The 16,750-nt window shown below is 38.2% G+C and carries 18 protein-coding genes; 16 read left to right on the top strand and 2 right to left on the bottom strand.

Annotation, left to right across the window (positions count from 1 at the left end):
* Positions 1–34: 34 nt before the first annotated feature.
* From ACH0CI_RS14135 to ACH0CI_RS14120, 4 genes are all read left to right on the top strand, one after another.
* Positions 35–712: a hypothetical protein gene (locus ACH0CI_RS14135; protein WP_243495523.1), complete on the top strand. Its 678-nt coding sequence runs from the start codon at positions 35–37 to the stop codon at positions 710–712.
* A 236-nt stretch (positions 713–948) separates the two neighbouring features.
* Entirely contained in the window at positions 949–1,113 is a 165-nt protein-coding gene (locus ACH0CI_RS14130; protein WP_223260278.1) for a hypothetical protein, read from the top strand.
* A 266-nt stretch (positions 1,114–1,379) separates the two neighbouring features.
* A complete protein-coding gene (locus ACH0CI_RS14125; protein ID WP_335388116.1) occupies positions 1,380–2,153 on the top strand; it encodes an EAL domain-containing protein in 774 nt (257 codons plus the stop codon).
* A gap of 224 nt (positions 2,154–2,377) precedes the next feature.
* Positions 2,378–4,351 (top strand): diguanylate cyclase domain-containing protein, encoded by a 1,974-nt coding sequence (locus ACH0CI_RS14120; RefSeq protein WP_335388114.1) that lies wholly within the window; start codon positions 2,378–2,380, stop codon positions 4,349–4,351.
* A 23-nt stretch (positions 4,352–4,374) separates the two neighbouring features.
* Here ACH0CI_RS14120 and ACH0CI_RS14115 read toward each other — a convergent pair whose 3' ends face one another.
* Positions 4,375–4,689, bottom strand: a complete 315-nt coding sequence (locus ACH0CI_RS14115) for a winged helix-turn-helix transcriptional regulator (protein ID WP_013055757.1) — start codon at positions 4,687–4,689, stop codon at positions 4,375–4,377.
* A gap of 289 nt (positions 4,690–4,978) precedes the next feature.
* Here ACH0CI_RS14115 and ACH0CI_RS14110 point away from each other — a divergent pair, with 289 nt between their 5' ends.
* Together ACH0CI_RS14110 and gdh are read left to right on the top strand one after the other, a co-directional pair.
* Positions 4,979–5,830: a GRP family sugar transporter gene (locus tag ACH0CI_RS14110; protein WP_028412283.1), complete on the top strand. Its 852-nt coding sequence runs from the start codon at positions 4,979–4,981 to the stop codon at positions 5,828–5,830.
* A 62-nt stretch (positions 5,831–5,892) separates the two neighbouring features.
* Positions 5,893–6,678, top strand: coding sequence for a glucose 1-dehydrogenase (gdh, locus tag ACH0CI_RS14105; protein ID WP_014461262.1), 786 nt, complete (start codon positions 5,893–5,895; stop codon positions 6,676–6,678).
* 198 nt (positions 6,679–6,876) lie between these two features.
* Here the strand turns inward: gdh and ACH0CI_RS14100 are convergent, their stop codons facing one another.
* A complete protein-coding gene (locus ACH0CI_RS14100; RefSeq protein ID WP_033578239.1) occupies positions 6,877–7,839 on the bottom strand; it encodes a bile acid:sodium symporter family protein in 963 nt (320 codons plus the stop codon).
* Between the two features lie 201 nt (positions 7,840–8,040).
* Here ACH0CI_RS14100 and ACH0CI_RS14095 point away from each other — a divergent pair, with 201 nt between their 5' ends.
* From ACH0CI_RS14095 to ACH0CI_RS14050, 10 genes are all read left to right on the top strand, one after another.
* A complete protein-coding gene (locus ACH0CI_RS14095) occupies positions 8,041–8,241 on the top strand; it encodes a DUF3311 domain-containing protein (protein WP_013055761.1) in 201 nt (66 codons plus the stop codon).
* On the top strand, positions 8,238–9,701 hold the full coding sequence (locus ACH0CI_RS14090) for a sodium:solute symporter family protein (RefSeq protein WP_406901680.1): 1,464 nt from the start codon (positions 8,238–8,240) through the stop codon (positions 9,699–9,701). The genes ACH0CI_RS14095 and ACH0CI_RS14090 overlap by 4 nt, the downstream gene beginning before the upstream one ends.
* Before the next feature lie 85 nt (positions 9,702–9,786).
* The gene (locus ACH0CI_RS14085; protein WP_367071450.1) at positions 9,787–9,966 is read left to right on the top strand and encodes a hypothetical protein; all 180 of its coding nucleotides are present in this window, start codon (positions 9,787–9,789) and stop codon (positions 9,964–9,966) included.
* A 594-nt stretch (positions 9,967–10,560) separates the two neighbouring features.
* The gene (locus ACH0CI_RS14080; protein ID WP_033578240.1) at positions 10,561–11,868 is read left to right on the top strand and encodes a sensor histidine kinase; all 1,308 of its coding nucleotides are present in this window, start codon (positions 10,561–10,563) and stop codon (positions 11,866–11,868) included.
* Between the two features lies 1 nt (position 11,869).
* Entirely contained in the window at positions 11,870–12,793 is a 924-nt protein-coding gene (locus tag ACH0CI_RS14075) for a response regulator (protein WP_406901679.1), read from the top strand.
* Between the two features lie 217 nt (positions 12,794–13,010).
* Positions 13,011–14,282, top strand: a complete 1,272-nt coding sequence (locus tag ACH0CI_RS14070; protein ID WP_045294664.1) for a cation:dicarboxylate symporter family transporter — start codon at positions 13,011–13,013, stop codon at positions 14,280–14,282.
* A gap of 133 nt (positions 14,283–14,415) precedes the next feature.
* Entirely contained in the window at positions 14,416–14,595 is a 180-nt protein-coding gene (locus ACH0CI_RS14065) for a YfhD family protein (protein WP_013055768.1), read from the top strand.
* Positions 14,596–14,646: 51 nt separating this feature from the next.
* Complete coding sequence (locus ACH0CI_RS14060; RefSeq protein ID WP_406901678.1) at positions 14,647–14,814, top strand: hypothetical protein; 168 nt, start codon at positions 14,647–14,649, stop codon at positions 14,812–14,814.
* A gap of 280 nt (positions 14,815–15,094) precedes the next feature.
* Entirely contained in the window at positions 15,095–15,559 is a 465-nt protein-coding gene (locus tag ACH0CI_RS14055) for a C40 family peptidase (RefSeq protein ID WP_013055770.1), read from the top strand.
* Positions 15,560–15,754: 195 nt separating this feature from the next.
* On the top strand, positions 15,755–16,630 hold the full coding sequence (locus ACH0CI_RS14050; RefSeq protein WP_048020162.1) for an N-acetylmuramoyl-L-alanine amidase family protein: 876 nt from the start codon (positions 15,755–15,757) through the stop codon (positions 16,628–16,630).
* Positions 16,631–16,750 lie beyond the last annotated feature (120 nt).

Raw genomic sequence — 16,750 nt, 5'->3', positions numbered from 1 at the left:
GTTTGTTCCAAACGATAAAGTAGAGGGGACGCCGATGAAAAAACGTTCGAAAGTTATCATGATAGTTATCACAGGAGCCGCTATTTTAATAGGAGCAATATGGCTGATAAACGAAAGCCGCTACCCCAACGTTCCAGCTTTTGATGATCACTTTACGCGCAAGTTCTTAAACAAAGATAAAAAAGCCGATGATGGGTTTTATGAGTTTAAGTCAAAGACCGGGCAGTATACGATGTGGTTTCCAGAAGAGTATCAAGTTTTACATAAAAAGAGAGAGGATTATGCTGTAAATAATGATTCCTACGAGAGCTGGTGGGCTGTCTACAATGAAGAAGTTGAAGGTAAAACACAAGCGAATTATATAAAAACTGAGTTTTTAACCAGTAATCCTGCAGATGAGAGTATTCACGTTGAGGCTTTATTTAAAAGAAGATTTGGATTAAGTGTTACTAATAAGATTGAAAATTCACAGACAAGGATTTACTATCAATCAGCTTATATTTATTTCAAAGGAACAGAAAAGCGTGTAATAGTAGATGAGAAGAAACATATTCCTAATACATACTTGGCATATGTAGCAGATAAGCATTCTAATAAAATAGTACAGATTTCCTTCGATAGCAGCGATAAATATAAAAGCGGTGATGAAGACAAAAGACAAGAATGGTTTTTTAAAATGCTGAAAAATATTCGTTTTAATGAGGGGAAATAGTAGAGAATTTATAGAGAAGAAGAGGTAACAAGTTAGATGAAGAAAGTTATAGGATTTGCTTAGCTGTAGGTGCAATATTTTTTGTAATGTCTTGAATGGGCTGTTATCCTTGGTTTTCCAACTAGCATCTATTTATCAACATGAGCAACTTGTCTATGATTACAAGCCAATGATAACAGGTTATTGCGCTAAGTATATGATAAACGTAAATTTCACATATTAGGTGTTTCTAGCGGTTGATTGGAGGGCAAGGCGAAGACTCCTGCGGGAAAAGCGGAACAGGTGAGACCCCGCAGGAGCGTAAGCGACGAGGAGGCTCAGCGGCCGCCCGCGGAAAGCGAAGCCATGCACGGAAATCAACCGCGGTGTCACAAGCAATCTATACTAGTCCCTTTATTTAATTTGCACATCTTTAGATGGGGCTGAGTTGCTTATGTCTCAATCTCTTGTTTGAAACATCCTTTACAGCCTATCTATCAAAATCATAAAAGCCTCTAAAACACTTCTTTGTTGCTATCATAAGCCTCCAGCAAGTCCCAAAATACTAAATCGCCTAATGGAATATCTTACTTTTAATGGACAATTATCTGTTTTTAGGATATATTTTTATAAGTTTAGGTTATGGAAGAAATAGTATATTGAAAACGAAAGGTGATTAAACGAAAGAATGGATGCTCATGCTTTAAAGGAACTGACGTATGAAGACTTTCAGTTTGTATATCAGCCTATTTATGCGCTGGATTCGTGGGAGACGCTGGGTTTTGAGGCTTTGCTGCGCACAGCTTTCGCAAAAGGGCAAATTGAAGAGTTGTTTTCACTGGCAAGACGCCATAATTATTTGTACAAGGTTGATACAATGGCAATTGAAGGGGCTATAAAGAACTTTGCGTTTGAGGTATTGAAATCTGAAGATTTATTTATCAATGTGTTTCCATCTACTCTTCTCCACCCGCATTTCCAACGGTTTTTAACATATCTGTTGAACACCTATAAAAACGCGAAACATCGTATTGTATGGGAGTTAAATGAAACGCTTCATGAAAAGATTTTATGGGAATCACCTGCTCTTTTTGCCCGAGTAATGAGTTTGAAAGAGGCCGGTTTCAAAATTGCGATTGATGATTTTGGAGCAGGAGCCGCAGCGATGAGACAGGTGAGCATGTATGAGCCTCACTATATGAAATTGGACCGAAGCTATGCGGAAGGGCTAGCAGACTGCAAGCAAAAGAAAGATCTGATTGATTTGCTTGTTAACTATTATCCGCATACGAATCTTATTTTAGAAGGCGTTGAACGAGATAAAGATTTAGCCGCAGCGATTTCGTTAAACCTACATGCTGCTCAGGGCTATTTGCTGGGCATGCCGCAGTCGATCTCTTCCTACTTAACTTATAATAAGTACCGCAGTTTATTCAGACGAGAAAGGCTGCTGAACTCTTAAACCATACACTTCACTAAATAGATAATTTATCGTAATATAAAAGCGAGTAATTAGACCTATATGAAACATAGATGCCTTGAATTTTTATAAAATTATGTGATTTTGTGCGATTGTTAAAATATTTTAAAGGGTAAAGAAGACGTGTTGGTTTGGGAGAATGAGTGAATTGCATATCAAAACAAGACGTTTAGTGAAATTCCAAAGGCAGATGGAGGATATTTAGTATGTATAGTGAAGGGGTATTCCAATTTTATTTTATGAATATGCCGCAGCCTGTTATTTTAATTCAGCAAGAAAAACATCAGCTGTATTATAAAGAATGTAACAAAGCAGCTCAGCAATTCTTTGACAAAATGGAAGACAAGATAATCAATAAAGAAGAAAATCAGCTTTTTTACACACTTTGTGAAAAAGCCATTGCCACGAAAGAACCGATTCAATATCAATACATACAGCTTTTTCAGCCCGACCGGCATGCATATGAAGTAACTTTTACTCCTCTTTTTAATCAAGCGACAGCCCCTTCACATGTCCTTGTCATGGCTCAAGAAATTCATTATAAAAAAACACAGGAAGAGAGCACGCGTTTACTCGATGCGTTTCTAGAAAATACGGTAGACGCCATTCTAATTGCTGATTGTGATGAGAAGGTCTTAACAGTCAATGGAGCATTTGAAAAGCTATTTCAGTGGAGAAAAGAAGAAGCTATAGGAAAAAGCCGTCAAGAGATGAACATCGTGTCAAAGAAAGGGGAACAAGAAAACCTTAAATTAATCGAAGAATTAAAAAATGGTAAGACGCTGTCTCCTTATGAAACAGTCAGGTACAAAAAAAGCGGCGAAAGCGTGTGTGTATCTGTCAGCTGTTCACCGATTTATGACCATCAAAATCAACTGGTCGCCTATTCAGTGATTTACCGAGATATCACAGCTATTAAAAAATTAGAATTAGAGCTCATAAAAAGCAAACAGTGGTACAAATCGCTATTTACAAATCACCACCACGCAGTTTGTATGCTGAATTTGGACGGTACGATTTTAAATATTAACAGCGCATTCTTAGAAACGCTGCAGCTTTCTGCAAGCGATGTGCTGCATAAAAATTACCGAGACATTGCTAAAAGACTGGGAGCCTGTAATTACAAACGTTGGAATGTATATGAAGAAATTAGCTATAGTACAGAGATAACATTCCGCAGAAGCCAACATTCTATACAACATGTGTATATTACAACGATTCCTGTTAAAGTAAATAATCAAACGGTTGGCGCCTATGCAATCTTACACGATATTACGCCTCAAAAAGAAGCAGAAGAACAGCTGGCTTATACGCTGAAAGAACTTGAAAATATAAAATATGCGCTTGATGAATCAGCTAGCGTTATGATTATAAATGCAAATGGAACTATTACCTATGTGAATGATATGTATGTACAGTATTCAGGTTATGAAAAAGAAGATTTAGTAGGGAAGTATTATCGAGATGCAGGGCTTAATCATGACCATCATGAGCTGCTTGAAACAATAAAAAGCGGAAAAGTATGGCGAGGACAGCTTGAAATGGGGACGAAGCATCATCAGTCATACTGGGTATCGAAAACAATTGTGCCGTTAAAAGATATAGACGGAAATATTACTCATTATGTATCCATTCATAATGATATTACTGAACAAAAAGCGCTAGAAAATAAACTTCATTTTGAAGCCACTCACGATAGTTTAACAGGTCTTCCCAACCGGGCAATGTTATTAAAAGAGTTAAACAAAGTAATTGAAAAAGGGCAGCAAAAAAGCGATGAGTTTTTTGCGCTTTTGTTTCTTGACTGTGATAATTTTAAGCAGATTAACGATGAATATGGCCATCATATAGGCGACGAATTTCTAAAAGCATACACGAAGAGGTTAAAGAGCTGTGTGAGGAAAGGCGATCGTATTTATCGTTTGGGCGGAGACGAGTTTATCATTATTTTAAACGTAACAAATGGACGAGAAATTGAGCAAATTGCTAGGCGAATTCACGTATCTCTTCAGCAAAGCTGGAATGTACGGGGCTATTGTTTGCGCACCACAACTACCATCGGCGTCTCTATTTATCCAGAAGACGGGGAATCGGCTGCTTCATTATTAAAAAATGCAGATGATGCGTTATATCAAGGAAAAAGAGAAGGGAAAAATAATTATATCCTCTACCAAACGTAAAAAAAGCCTCCAAAGAGGCTTTTTTATTTTATCCATGTTTTTGCCCACTTGCTGACGGGTCCTAAGATCATACCAAGCTCTGATCCTTTTTTAGTTAAGATATATTCAATACGAACCGGACGTTCAGGAATAACGTGCCGGATTACAATTCCTTCTTCTTCTAACTCTTTCATTCGTTCGGTTAACATTCGTTTACTTAAAGAGGGAATGCTGCTGTGAATTTCACTAAAGCGTTTAGGACCGCTCATCAGGACATAAATAATTAATCCATTCCATCTTTTTCCTATTATATCAAACGTTTTCCACACTTTTGGACATAACTCATCAAATTCATTCATTCATGCCACCTACTTTATTGTATATAGGATATTAAAAGTAACCCTTATAATGTTATTATATACTAGCATTTGGATAATGAAAAGGCTATCTTTTTTTATTTTCAAAACTTTCAGTAGCTTGGAAACGCTGTATTGTAAAGTTTTAAAAAAAAGTCACAGAATCGACATATTATTATTGACGTATCAAGAAAAAAGGTCTAAGATTGGTTACATAAAGTTACCTAGTTAAATAAAAGGTACTTTAAATTTACAATTACATCAAGAGTTTGAGAAAGAAGGTTAGTATCAAATGGATATCCTTTTGGCTATTCTTCCTGCGATTTTCTGGGGAAGTATTGTCCTGTTCAACGTTAAATTGGGCGGAGGTCCTTACAGTCAAACGCTTGGGACTACAATTGGTGCGCTGATCTTTTCAGCCGTTATTTATTTCGTAGTTCATCCAGTGTTGACGCCGCTTATTTTTATTGTGGGAATCGTTTCAGGATTATTTTGGGCAGTTGGGCAAAGTAATCAGTTGAAAACGATTGATTATATTGGTGTTTCAAAAACCATGCCAATTTCAACTGGTATGCAGCTTGTGACGACATCACTGTTTGGTGTTATCGTGTTTCACGAGTGGTCAACAACAACAACCGTTATTTTAGGCGTGTTAGCTCTTATTTTTATTGTTATTGGTATCGTGCTAACATCACTAGAAAGCGAAAAAAACCCAGAGCAATCTGGACAATTCAAAAAAGGGATTATTACCCTTATTGTTTCAACAATTGGATACTTAGTGTATGTAGTTGTCGCTCGTTTATTTAATGTAGACGGCTGGTCGGCACTATTCCCACAAGCTATTGGTATGTTAATTGGTGGACTTATACTTACTTATAAACACAAACCGTTTAATAAATACGCAATTCGCAACATTATTCCAGGCCTTATTTGGGCAGCTGGTAACATGTTCTTATTTATCTCTCAACCTAAAGTAGGGGTTGCAACAAGCTTCTCATTATCACAAATGGGAATTGTTATTTCAACGCTTGGCGGTATCTTCTTACTTGGAGAAAAGAAAACAAAGCGTCAGCTTATTTCAATTACGATTGGTATTGTGCTCATCATTTTAGGTGGCGTATTCCTCGGAATGGCTAAAAGTTAACGTTTACGTAAAAGTTAATGATGGTATGTATGAATAAATGAAAACACTAGGAGGATTTTATTATGTATACAGATTTAAAAGATAAAGTAGTTGTAATTACAGGTGGATCAACAGGTTTAGGTCGCGCAATGGCTGTTCGTTTCGGTCAAGAAGAAGCAAAAGTTGTTATTAACTATTACAACAATGAAGAAGAAGCTTTAGATGCGAAAAAAGAAGTAGAAGAAGCAGGCGGACAAGCAATCATCGTTCAAGGCGACGTAACAAAAGAAGAAGACGTTGTAAATCTTGTTCAAACAGCTATTAAAGAATTCGGTACATTAGACGTTATGATTAACAACGCTGGTGTTGAAAACCCAGTTCCTTCTCATGAGCTATCTTTAGACAACTGGAACAAAGTTATTGATACAAACTTAACAGGTGCATTCTTAGGAAGCCGTGAAGCAATTAAATATTTCGTTGAAAACGACATTAAAGGAAACGTTATTAACATGTCTAGTGTTCACGAAATGATTCCTTGGCCATTATTTGTTCACTACGCAGCAAGTAAAGGCGGTATGAAACTAATGACGGAAACACTGGCTCTTGAATATGCGCCAAAAGGTATCCGCGTAAATAACATTGGACCAGGTGCGATGAACACACCAATCAACGCTGAAAAATTCGCAGATCCTGTACAACGTGCAGACGTAGAAAGCATGATTCCAATGGGTTACATCGGTAAACCAGAAGAAGTAGCATCAGTTGCAGCATTCTTAGCATCATCACAAGCAAGCTATGTAACAGGTATTACATTATTTGCTGATGGCGGTATGACGAAATATCCTTCTTTCCAAGCAGGAAGAGGCTAATATAGTTTAGAATCGATGTAGAAAAAAGAGACATGGAAAAAAGCGCCATGTCTCTTTTTTTCTATATCTAAGAGAATTTCCCCCCCCCCCTTTCGGGGTTGGTGAAATTCTCCTAGGTAAAAGCTTTTAAGAACTTTTTAAAACCTTTTTGGGAAGGTTCAAGGGAGCTTTTCGTTCTTCCCTTATAAGTTTATTGTATTAGCCAGCCATTTTTTTATCAGACGATGGCTGGTTTTTGTCTTTTAGTTTGCTGAAGATAAAGGCTAGCACTGAGCCTGAGATGTTGTGCCAGACGCTGAAGATGGCGCTTGGGACAGCGGCTAGCGGCGAAAAGTGAGTGGAAGCAATAGTAACGCCGAGCCCTGAGTTTTGCATGCCAACTTCCATTGCGACAGCTTTTTGTTTGGCTAGGTCCATTCCGCATAAGCGGGCAAAGAAGAAGCCGATTGTGAAACCAAGAATGTTGTGAAGCACAACTACGGCAAAAATGATACCGCCTGTTTTAGCAAGCTGTGCTTGGCTTCCTGCCACAACCGCAGATACAATCAAAACAATCGCGACTACTGAAACAAGGGGAAGAGCTTTGGAACTTGCTTCTGCAGCTTTTCCAAAAAACTTTTTGATCGTAAATCCAAGAGCAAGCGGAATGATGACAACTTGTATAATGGAAATAATAAGAGACATGATATCAATATCGACCCACTTGCTTGCAAATAATAAAATGAGAAGCGGTGTAACGATCGGTGCTAAAATGGTTGAAACAGAAGCGATGGCAACTGCAAGCGCAACGTTTCCTCGAGCCAAAAAGACCATTACGTTTGATGATGTGCCGCTTGGACAGCACCCTACTAAAATAACGCCCACTGCTATTTCTTTTGGTAAATTTAAGCCAATTGCCAAACCGAATGCGAGAAGCGGCATAATGATAAAATGCCCCACCACGCCTAGTGCTACTTCTTTCGGTCTTCGAAATACTTCGCTGAAATCAGACGCTGACAGCGTTAATCCCATTCCAAACATGACAATTCCTAAAAGCGGAACGATATACTTTCCAATCCATACAAAGTGCTCTGGGAATGAATAGGCAATAACGGAAATTAAAATAACCCAAAGCGTAAATGTTTTTCCTGCAAATGTACTGATTTTCTCTATTGTTTTCATCTGTACGATACCTCCTGCGAACTATAAGAAGAAATTATACTATTTATTCAGAAAAATGAAAACAGTATTTTTGTAAAATAGTACAGAATATTTTATCTTTTGGAGATTATTTCAGTTTAAATGCAAGCATTCCTTCATTGAATGGACAGAATATGTGGTAATATAAAGAAGTTAGTTTTAGAAAGTCGGAGGAGTTTAGTCATGAAATTTATCTATATTTTGTCTGTCCTTCCGTTCGTAGGCATATTAGGGTTTCTTCCTTTTGTTAATCGAGTGACTCCGTTTGTTCTCGGTATGCCGTTCAATATGTTTTGGATGGTGATATGGGTGGTGCTTACGTCCATTATTTTAGGGGTTATGTATAAGCTTGATCCCAGAAATCGGGAAGGGGAAGAAGAATGAATAGTGCACTTATTATTATTTTACTATTTTTAGTGGCAGCTATTTTTCTTGGCATACGATCAACCAAAGGCAAGGATATGAACTTGGAGCAGTGGACGGTAGGCGGACGCGGTTTCGGGGCTATTTTAGTTTTTGTGCTGATGGCCGGAGAAATCTATACAACGTTTTCGTTTCTAGGCGGAAGCGGATGGGCTTATGGAAAAGGAGCTCCTGCACTTTACGTCTTAATTTATATTAGCTTATCATATGTCTTATCATACTGGCTTCTTCCTGTTATTTGGAAGTATGCAAGAGATCATAAGCTCGTCTCGCAGCCTGATTTTTTTGTAAGCAAATATAAAAGTCCTTACCTTGGTGTGCTTGTAGCTGCTGTAGGAGTGATTGCGGTCATTCCTGTTATTGTTGTGCAGTTAAAAGGATTGGGAATTATTGTATCACAAGCATCATACGGCGCCATTTCAATGCCGGCAGCCATTTGGATGGGGGCTATCAGTTTAACGATGTATGTGATGATATCCGGTATCCACGGTTCTGCATGGACGGCCGTTATTAAAGACATTATGATGCTTGCTGTGATTGGATTTTTAGGTATTTATTTACCTTTTCATTATTACGGAGGATACGGTCCAATGTTTGAAGCTGTGAATACAGCGAAGCCAGGATTTTTAAAGTTTCCTGAGCAAGGATTAAGCGTCTCGTGGTTTATTTCGACCGTTATTTTACTAGTACTTGGTTTTTATATGTGGCCGCAGGTGTTTAGCTCAAGCTATACAGCGAAAAATGCAAAGGTATTTCGCAAGAATGCAATCATTAGTCCTCTTTATACCTTAATGCTGCTCTTTGTGTTTTTTGTTGGGTTTGCAGCTATTTTAAAAGTTCCTGGTTTAAGCGGAGGAGACGTGGATCTTGCGCTATTACGGATCTCAATCCAAACGTTTGATCCTTGGTTTATTGGAATTATAGGAGGAGCGGGTTTGCTGACAGCGCTTGTGCCGGGATCGATGCTGTTAATGAGTGCGTCAACGCTGCTGGCTAAAAACATATACAAACCGTTTGCGCCTCAAGCAAGCGAAGCGCGTATTGCTCGTTTAGCGAAAAGCTTTGTACCGGTTGTGGCTCTTATTTCCGTTTACTTTACGCTAAACGGGGGAACGACGCTATCAACAATTATTTTGATGGGCTATAGTCTAATGACACAGCTGTTTCCATCTCTGCTTTTCAGTTTGAAGAAAAATAACTTTGTAACGAAACAAGGAGCAGCGTGGGGGATTGTTGCTGGAATTATTGTAGTGGCCTATATTACAATCAGCGGCTCTACGATTGGTACGTTATTTCCATCCCTGCCTCAGCAAATGAAAGATATCAACGTCGGATTTATTGCGCTGCTTATCAACTTTATCGTAATGTGGGCAGTCAGTATGCTCACAAAGCAAAACGAAGCTGGGACAAAAGTATATTAGACGAAGTGAAAAACGAACCATTGATCAACACGTTTGATTAGTGGTTCGTTTTTTTGTTAGGGTCAACGATAGACCCTTCTAGCAGTTGATTGGAGGGCAAGACGAAGACTCCTGCTTGAAAAGCGGAACAAGTGAGACCCCACAGGAGCGCAAGCGACGAGGAGGCTCAGCGGCCGCCCGCGGAAAGCGACGTCTTGCACGGAAGTCAACTGCGGTGTCACAAGCGGTTCAGCTCATGTCTACCGTTTGTTCGTCTTTAGATTAGATTCATCTCATTATGTCTCAGCCTTGTTTTTTCTAATCAAACAGCAAAGAGCCAAAGGAATAGGATCATCCTTTGGCTCTTTACGTGGCTTTTAACCGATAATTTGTAAAATTTCCTACATCAACTGATTTACGCTAAAGCGGGAACTCGGTCGTTATAGTAAATAACTTCCGATAGGATCTTACACCCTTTAATCTCCTGAAATGTCTTTTTCGCCTCTACCTCTGATTCAAATTCAAACATAGTCGGACTTTGGTTTTTCGAGTAAACGGTAATGATCCACATTGTAAAATAAGCTCCCCCTGTAAAATAATAGTTTTCCTTTTTAGTGTAGCTATCAGGTGATGTAATAATAATTGAATAGTTGTGATACAGCCTCACATTTTAAAAGGTACTTCTACTATACAACAAAAATTACAAAATAAAACAAGAAAATCTAAAAAACTACAAAGAATAATGAAAGAGAATAAATAACCGTTTATATATGGGCTATATTTATAAATGGAAGTGGGAGTGTGAAAAATATAGGAAGAGCGATTGTCTTTTAGATTGCTAAACTATATACTTATGTTCAAAAAGTGCAGGACGTGAACGATGAAAGTTGATACGGTAGTAAAAAAAGATGTTTTACTCATTTTGGTGATGATAGTTGTTGTGCCGCTAGCAGGAGAGCTTAAATATTATCCTTTTCATGATACGTATAGAGTCAGCTTTGCTGTGCCCATTTTTTTCTTTTCACTGCTGCTTTTAAGAAAGGTATCTCCTGTAATACCAGGTATTTTAGTTGCGAGTGCTATAGTGGGCTTTCGAATGTACCTTGATTGGTATAATTACGAATCATTTGATTTTCTGCATTCTTTGCAGATCCGATGCTCAGCAGGGATTTATTATCTTGTTTATGCCATTGCTTTTTCTTGGTTTAAGATTAACGATTTTCATTCAAAGCCGTGGATTATTGGCATATGGAGCATCATCATCGAAACGGTTTCAGGTGGCATGGAATTGCTTTGTATGTATGTGATGGTTCACCATCATATTGTGTTTCCGGAGTTCATGCAAATTTTTATTGTAGGCGTCTTTCGAAGTTTCTTTGTTTTATGTCTGTTTAGCATGATCAAACTCTACGAAGGGCAGCTGAGAGAACGGCAAATCTCTCAAAAAAATGATCAGCTGCTTGTTGTGCTTTCAAATTTGTATGAAGAATCCATTCATTTGAAAAAAACGCTGCAAGACGCTGAGAGAATTACGAAAAAGTCGTATGATTTATATGAAGAACTACACGAAGCAGATATCCACCAGCTTACTTCGCTGCACGAATTTAGCCAAAAAGCATTACAAATTGCAGGAGAAGTACATGATATTAAAAAAGACAATCAGCGGATATCAGCAGGACTGTCCAAGGTCATTACAAAAGAAGAATTTTCTGAGTATATGGAAATCGAAAGTCTGCTTCAAATCGTCATGCGCAGCAATGAAAAGTATGCGGCGATGTTAGCAAAAGATATTCATTTTTCATATTCGGTTCTAGGAGAGCATCCTCGCTATCACGTGTACTTGTTTTTATCATTAATTAATAACTTAGTAACGAATGCAGTCGAAGCGATTGAAAAAGAAGGCGCGATTATTATCGACGTCTGCCGAGAAGAAGACCGCATTTTACTATATGTAAGAGACAGCGGTCCCGGTGTGAAAAAAAGGCATGAACGTCTCATTTTTAAAGCGGGATTTACATCCAAATACGCAAAGGACGGGACGCCTTCTACAGGTCTTGGGCTTGTCTACGTTAAGCAAATGACCGAGCAGCTGGGCGGGAGTATTCAATTTATTAATCTGTCTCCAAGCCCCGGTGTTCAATTTACTATAGATTTACCTATTTCTACGTTAATGGGGGATAAGGACTAATATGCGATTTTATATCATAGATGATGACGAAGTCTTTCGTTCAATGTTAGCTGAAATTATTGAAGATAATGATTTAGGAGAGGTTATAGGGGAGGCAGAAGACGGAATTGTCTTAAATGATCAATCTTCTCTATTGCAGCAGATCGATATTTTATTTATTGATTTGTTGATGCCCATTCAAGACGGAATCGAAACCGTGCGCAAAATAAAGGATACTTTTAAAGGCAAAATTATTATGATGTCACAGGTAGAAACAAAAGATTTGATTGGAAAAGCCTACTCGCTTGGCATTGAATACTATATCACGAAGCCGCTTAATCGTATGGAAGTGCTCATGGTCATTCAAAAAGTAATTGAACGAATTCATGTTCAACAATCAATGGAGAAAATTCAAGAATCGTTAAATACCGTACTTAATATAGGAAACCAGCAAAAAATGCCTGCTTCTGGTAAAAAAGAAAGCGATCCGGCAGAAGCGTGCAGGTTTCTTTTAAGAGAACTTGGGATTTTAGGAGAAAGCGGAAGTAAAGATTTAATCGAAATCATCAATTACCTGCATCAAACGGAAAAGAGCACGATGTATGAACAGCATTTTCCTTCTCTCAAAGAAATTTTTGAGAAAATTACCGTTAGAAAGCTTGGTTCATCTTTTACAGAAGACGTGCTGCAAAAAGAAATGAAAGCAGCTGAGCAGCGAGTAAGAAGAGCCATTTATCAGTCTTTAAATCATTTGACCTCTCTTGGGATGGTTGACTTCTTTAATCCTAAATTTGAAAATTACGCTTCTAAGTTTTTCGATTTTTCAATGGTGCATCAGCGCATGAGAGATATAGAAAAAGGAACGGGAAAAAGCAGTACTCCGAGCCGTATAAATGTAAAGAAATTTATCCAAATGCTCTATTATGAAGTCAAACAAACGCTGTAGTAAAAAAACTATAGCGTTTTCATTTTGTAATTTTCTAAAAACTTTTTTGTTAGTTTCAGTAGGTTTGTGTTAGATTTTGTGATGCCTATGATAATGTAATCTTATGAATAAAAGAACTACTTAATAAACAGTTCTTAATGGAATTGTATCTGTTGAATACAGTAAGTGCAAATAAACAGCTTCGAGCTGTTAGAAAAAAGAAGGAAGGTGCAAAGATATGTTCAAAAAGCTTGGATTAGCAGGACAAATTCTAATTGGTTTGATTGCAGGTATTATTGTAGGGGCCATTTTTTACGGAAATCCTAAAGCAGTTGAAGTGCTGCAGCCAATTGGAGACGTATTCATTCATTTAATTAAAATGATCGTGGTGCCAATTGTTATATCTAGTATCATTGTGGGCGTTGCGGGTGTTGGTGATATTAAGAAGCTTGGTAAATTAGGCGGAAAAACAATTCTTTACTTTGAAATCATTACAACAGTTGCCATTGTTGTAGGCTTATTAGCAGCTAACTTGCTTCACCCTGGTACTGGTGTGGACCGCAGTGGTCTTGAAAAATCAGATATCAGCAGCTACACATCAACAGCAGAAGCTACAGAGCAAAAAGGATTTGTAGAAACATTTGTTCACATCGTTCCAACGAATGTATTTGAGTCAATTGCTGCAGGCGACATGCTGCCAATTATTTTCTTCTCGGTCCTATTTGGACTTGGAATTGCATCAATCGGTGAAAAAGGAAAGCCGGTTCTAAGATTTTTTGAAGGCACGGCAGAAGCGATGTTTTGGGTAACGAATTTAGTTATGAAGTTTGCACCGTTTGGCGTATTTGCATTAATCGGTGTAACCGTATCAAAATTTGGACTAGCGTCTCTGATTCCGCTTAGTAAGCTTGTAATTGTCGCTTACGGCACAATGATTTTCTTTGTATTAGTTGTACTAGGACTTGTAGCTAAATGGGCAGGCGTTAACATCTTCCATTTATTAAAAGTGCTAAAAGATGAATTGCTGCTAGCATTTTCAACTGCAAGTTCAGAAACAGTATTACCGCGTATTATTGCAAAAATGGAAAAGTTCGGATGTCCTAAAGCCATTACATCTTTTGTTATTCCGACGGGGTATTCGTTTAACTTAGATGGATCTACTCTTTATCAAGCGCTTGCTGCGATTTTTATCGCGCAAATGTACGGTATTGATATGAGCATTACACAGCAAGTTTCACTGATCCTAATTTTAATGGTTACATCTAAAGGAATTGCAGGAGTTCCGGGCGTATCGTTTGTTGTACTGCTTGCAACGCTTGGATCTGTAGGACTTCCAGTAGAAGGGCTTGCTTTTATCGCTGGAATTGACCGTTTGTTAGATATGGGACGTACAGCGGTAAACGTAATTGGAAACTCACTTGGTGCAATCGTCATTTCAAAGTGGGAAGGTCAATTTAACGACAAAGACAAGGAAGCTTATATTAACGAAGTAACGAAAAAAGTATCGTAATTACAAACGTATTTTAGTTGAAGGAAGATCCGAACGAGTAATCGTTCGGATTTTTTAGTTTGAATTTGCTTTGAAAAGTTGGGAATAGTAACTAAAGATGAAAAACAAATGATTGATATAAGGAGGTCACAACATGGGAAGAGCAAATAATCACAAATCATCACATAACAACAAAGGGTCACTGCCTCAAACACCAAAAGAGTTAAAAATTGCTCCGGATCAAGCAAATGAAGAATTTTCACGCGAGTTAGCGCAGCATCATGATGCTAAAGCGAAACAGGACTTAATTTTGAAACAGCAAAAAGAAAAGTAAAAGAAAAAAAGCTGAGACATAATGAAATGAATCCAGGCTAAAGACGAATAAATGAGATACATGACCTGGACTGCTTGTGACACCGCAGTTGATTTCCGTACAAGGCTTTGCTTTCCGCGGGCGGGCGCTGAGCCTCCTCGTCGCTTGCTCTCCTGCGGGGTCTCACCTGCTCCGCTTTTCCCGCAGGAGTCTTCGCCTTATCCTCCAATCAACTGCTAGAAGGAACGAAACAAATAATACTATGTTCACAATCACAAAAAAACGAACCACTAATCAGACATGCTGATTAGTGGTTCGTTTTTCCCTAAGTGAAAAATGCTTTTGTCCCATCCTCTTTTTGATAAACAACTAAAGATAAAAATTCCTAAGTAACCATTTTGTAACATTATTTAATCATAGCGTAATAGTTTTTGAGGCTTTTTTCATTATAATTAAACCGAACACATTGAAAAATAGGTTCATAGAAACGTAACGTTCGGTTACATAATGGAGGAAAAAAATGAAAAAAGCCATCATTGGGTCTATAACGGCAGCTGCAGTTTTATTTAGCGGAGCCAGTCCGTTTATTGCACCTGCTCAAACAGTGGAAGCAGCGTCATATTCATACAAAGATACGGCTATTGCTACTGGTAAAAAATTAATAGGTGTTCCTTATAAATGGGGAGGCACAACAACAAAAGGTTTTGACTGCTCTGGATTTATTCAATACATTTTCAAAAAAGCTGGAAAAACACTTCCGCGCACAACGGAACAAATGTATCGAGTAGGGACAAGCGTTTCAAAAGCAAAGCTTCAAAAAGGAGATTTAGTTTTCTTTCAAACGTATAAAAAAGGTCCTTCACATGTAGGCGTGTACTTAGGGAACAATCAGTTTCTTCAAGCTTCTACGTCTAAAGGCGTGACAATTACATCTCTTAGCAACAGCTACTGGAAAGCACGTTATATTGGTGCAAAACGGATTTAACCATCCGTCATTTTTTTAGAAAACAACACTACATTGTGTAGTGTTGTTTTTGTTTGCATATACATAACATATTGCCGATATTATTTTTAACGTTTTATACAAAAAAAACCATATTCTGTGAGATAATAACGTTAACACATTTTGTACTTTAACATAAGGAATATCCCACTCTATTCGAAAGTTTGGTGAGCGAAGATGAAGCGCTTAGTATGGAGTTATGGAATAGGTATTGTTGCAATAGTAGCAGTACTCTCATTTTTCTTTATGATGAAAGGTCAAACAGAGAAAGCCGTCGTTAGCGGAGATGTACCAAAAGCTCATGCGCAGGGAGAAAGAGTGAAGCAGCCCATCTCACAGTTCCAAGCAGTACAGCCTCATGAAGCAGGTAATGAAGTGAAAAATGTAAAAAACAACATGCCTGAAAAAGCGGATCCTCCTCCGTTTTTAGTCTACATTGACCCTGGTCATCAAGCTCAGGCTAACCTAGAGAAAGAGCCAATCGGGCCGGGAGCAGCAGAAACAAAAATAAAAGTTTCCGGAGGTACATCAGGTGTGGTGACCAAGAAGCCGGAATACAAGCTGACGTTGGAAGCCTCTATGATATTAAAACAGCTTCTCGAAGAAAAAGGCATAACCGTAAAGCTTACTCGCAGTTCTCACGATGTGAATATCAGCAACCGGGAACGAGCGGAGCTTGCGAATAATTCAAAAGCTGACTTACACGTACGTATCCATGCAGATGGTTCTGAAAATACTTCTGTAAAAGGGTTTTCTGTGCTCACTCCTGCAGAAGATAATTCCTATACAAAGTCTATTTATCAAAGCAGTTTACAAGCATCTCAAGCTATTCTGACAGAGGTGGAAAAAGATCAGTTTGTCGAAGTGGACGGCATTCGCTATCGCAGTGATCTTTCAGGATTTAACTGGTCGACTGTACCCGTAACGCTAGTTGAACTGGGGTATATGACGAATTCAGAAGAAGACCGGAACCTGTCTGATCAGGCTTACCTTACAAAGCTGATGAATCATGTTGCAGACGGTATCGTGGCATATGAAGGAATGACAAAATAAAAGGTGGAAAGACCTATAAAAGCGTGTGACTAAATCAATTGATTTATGTCACACGTTTTTTTGTCGTTCATATGATATAAAAAAGCGTTTTTTCGACAAAAAAATGGACGAGCAGAAAAG

The organism is Priestia sp. 179-F W1.4 NHS (assembly GCF_045369295.1).
In the GTDB taxonomy this organism is placed as follows: domain Bacteria; phylum Bacillota; class Bacilli; order Bacillales; family Bacillaceae_H; genus Priestia; species Priestia zanthoxyli.
This window is presented reverse-complemented; position numbering and strand designations above follow the sequence as displayed.

What these genes read in the sequence shown, in the direction of transcription:
- ACH0CI_RS14135 (WP_243495523.1), top strand. Translation starts at nt 35, where the DNA reads ATGAAAAAACGTTCGAAAGTTATCATGATAGTTATCACAGGAGCCGCT.
- ACH0CI_RS14125 (WP_335388116.1), top strand. Translation starts at nt 1,380, where the DNA reads ATGGATGCTCATGCTTTAAAGGAACTGACGTATGAAGACTTTCAGTTT.
- ACH0CI_RS14120 (WP_335388114.1), top strand. Translation starts at nt 2,378, where the DNA reads ATGTATAGTGAAGGGGTATTCCAATTTTATTTTATGAATATGCCGCAG.
- ACH0CI_RS14115 (WP_013055757.1), bottom strand. Translation starts at nt 4,689, where the DNA reads ATGAATGAATTTGATGAGTTATGTCCAAAAGTGTGGAAAACGTTTGAT.
- ACH0CI_RS14110 (WP_028412283.1), top strand. Translation starts at nt 4,979, where the DNA reads ATGGATATCCTTTTGGCTATTCTTCCTGCGATTTTCTGGGGAAGTATT.
- gdh (WP_014461262.1), top strand. Translation starts at nt 5,893, where the DNA reads ATGTATACAGATTTAAAAGATAAAGTAGTTGTAATTACAGGTGGATCA.
- ACH0CI_RS14100 (WP_033578239.1), bottom strand. Translation starts at nt 7,839, where the DNA reads ATGAAAACAATAGAGAAAATCAGTACATTTGCAGGAAAAACATTTACG.
- ACH0CI_RS14095 (WP_013055761.1), top strand. Translation starts at nt 8,041, where the DNA reads ATGAAATTTATCTATATTTTGTCTGTCCTTCCGTTCGTAGGCATATTA.
- ACH0CI_RS14090 (WP_406901680.1), top strand. Translation starts at nt 8,238, where the DNA reads ATGAATAGTGCACTTATTATTATTTTACTATTTTTAGTGGCAGCTATT.
- ACH0CI_RS14080 (WP_033578240.1), top strand. Translation starts at nt 10,561, where the DNA reads ATGAAAGTTGATACGGTAGTAAAAAAAGATGTTTTACTCATTTTGGTG.
- ACH0CI_RS14075 (WP_406901679.1), top strand. Translation starts at nt 11,870, where the DNA reads ATGCGATTTTATATCATAGATGATGACGAAGTCTTTCGTTCAATGTTA.
- ACH0CI_RS14070 (WP_045294664.1), top strand. Translation starts at nt 13,011, where the DNA reads ATGTTCAAAAAGCTTGGATTAGCAGGACAAATTCTAATTGGTTTGATT.
- ACH0CI_RS14065 (WP_013055768.1), top strand. Translation starts at nt 14,416, where the DNA reads ATGGGAAGAGCAAATAATCACAAATCATCACATAACAACAAAGGGTCA.
- ACH0CI_RS14060 (WP_406901678.1), top strand. Translation starts at nt 14,647, where the DNA reads ATGAGATACATGACCTGGACTGCTTGTGACACCGCAGTTGATTTCCGT.
- ACH0CI_RS14055 (WP_013055770.1), top strand. Translation starts at nt 15,095, where the DNA reads ATGAAAAAAGCCATCATTGGGTCTATAACGGCAGCTGCAGTTTTATTT.
- ACH0CI_RS14050 (WP_048020162.1), top strand. Translation starts at nt 15,755, where the DNA reads ATGAAGCGCTTAGTATGGAGTTATGGAATAGGTATTGTTGCAATAGTA.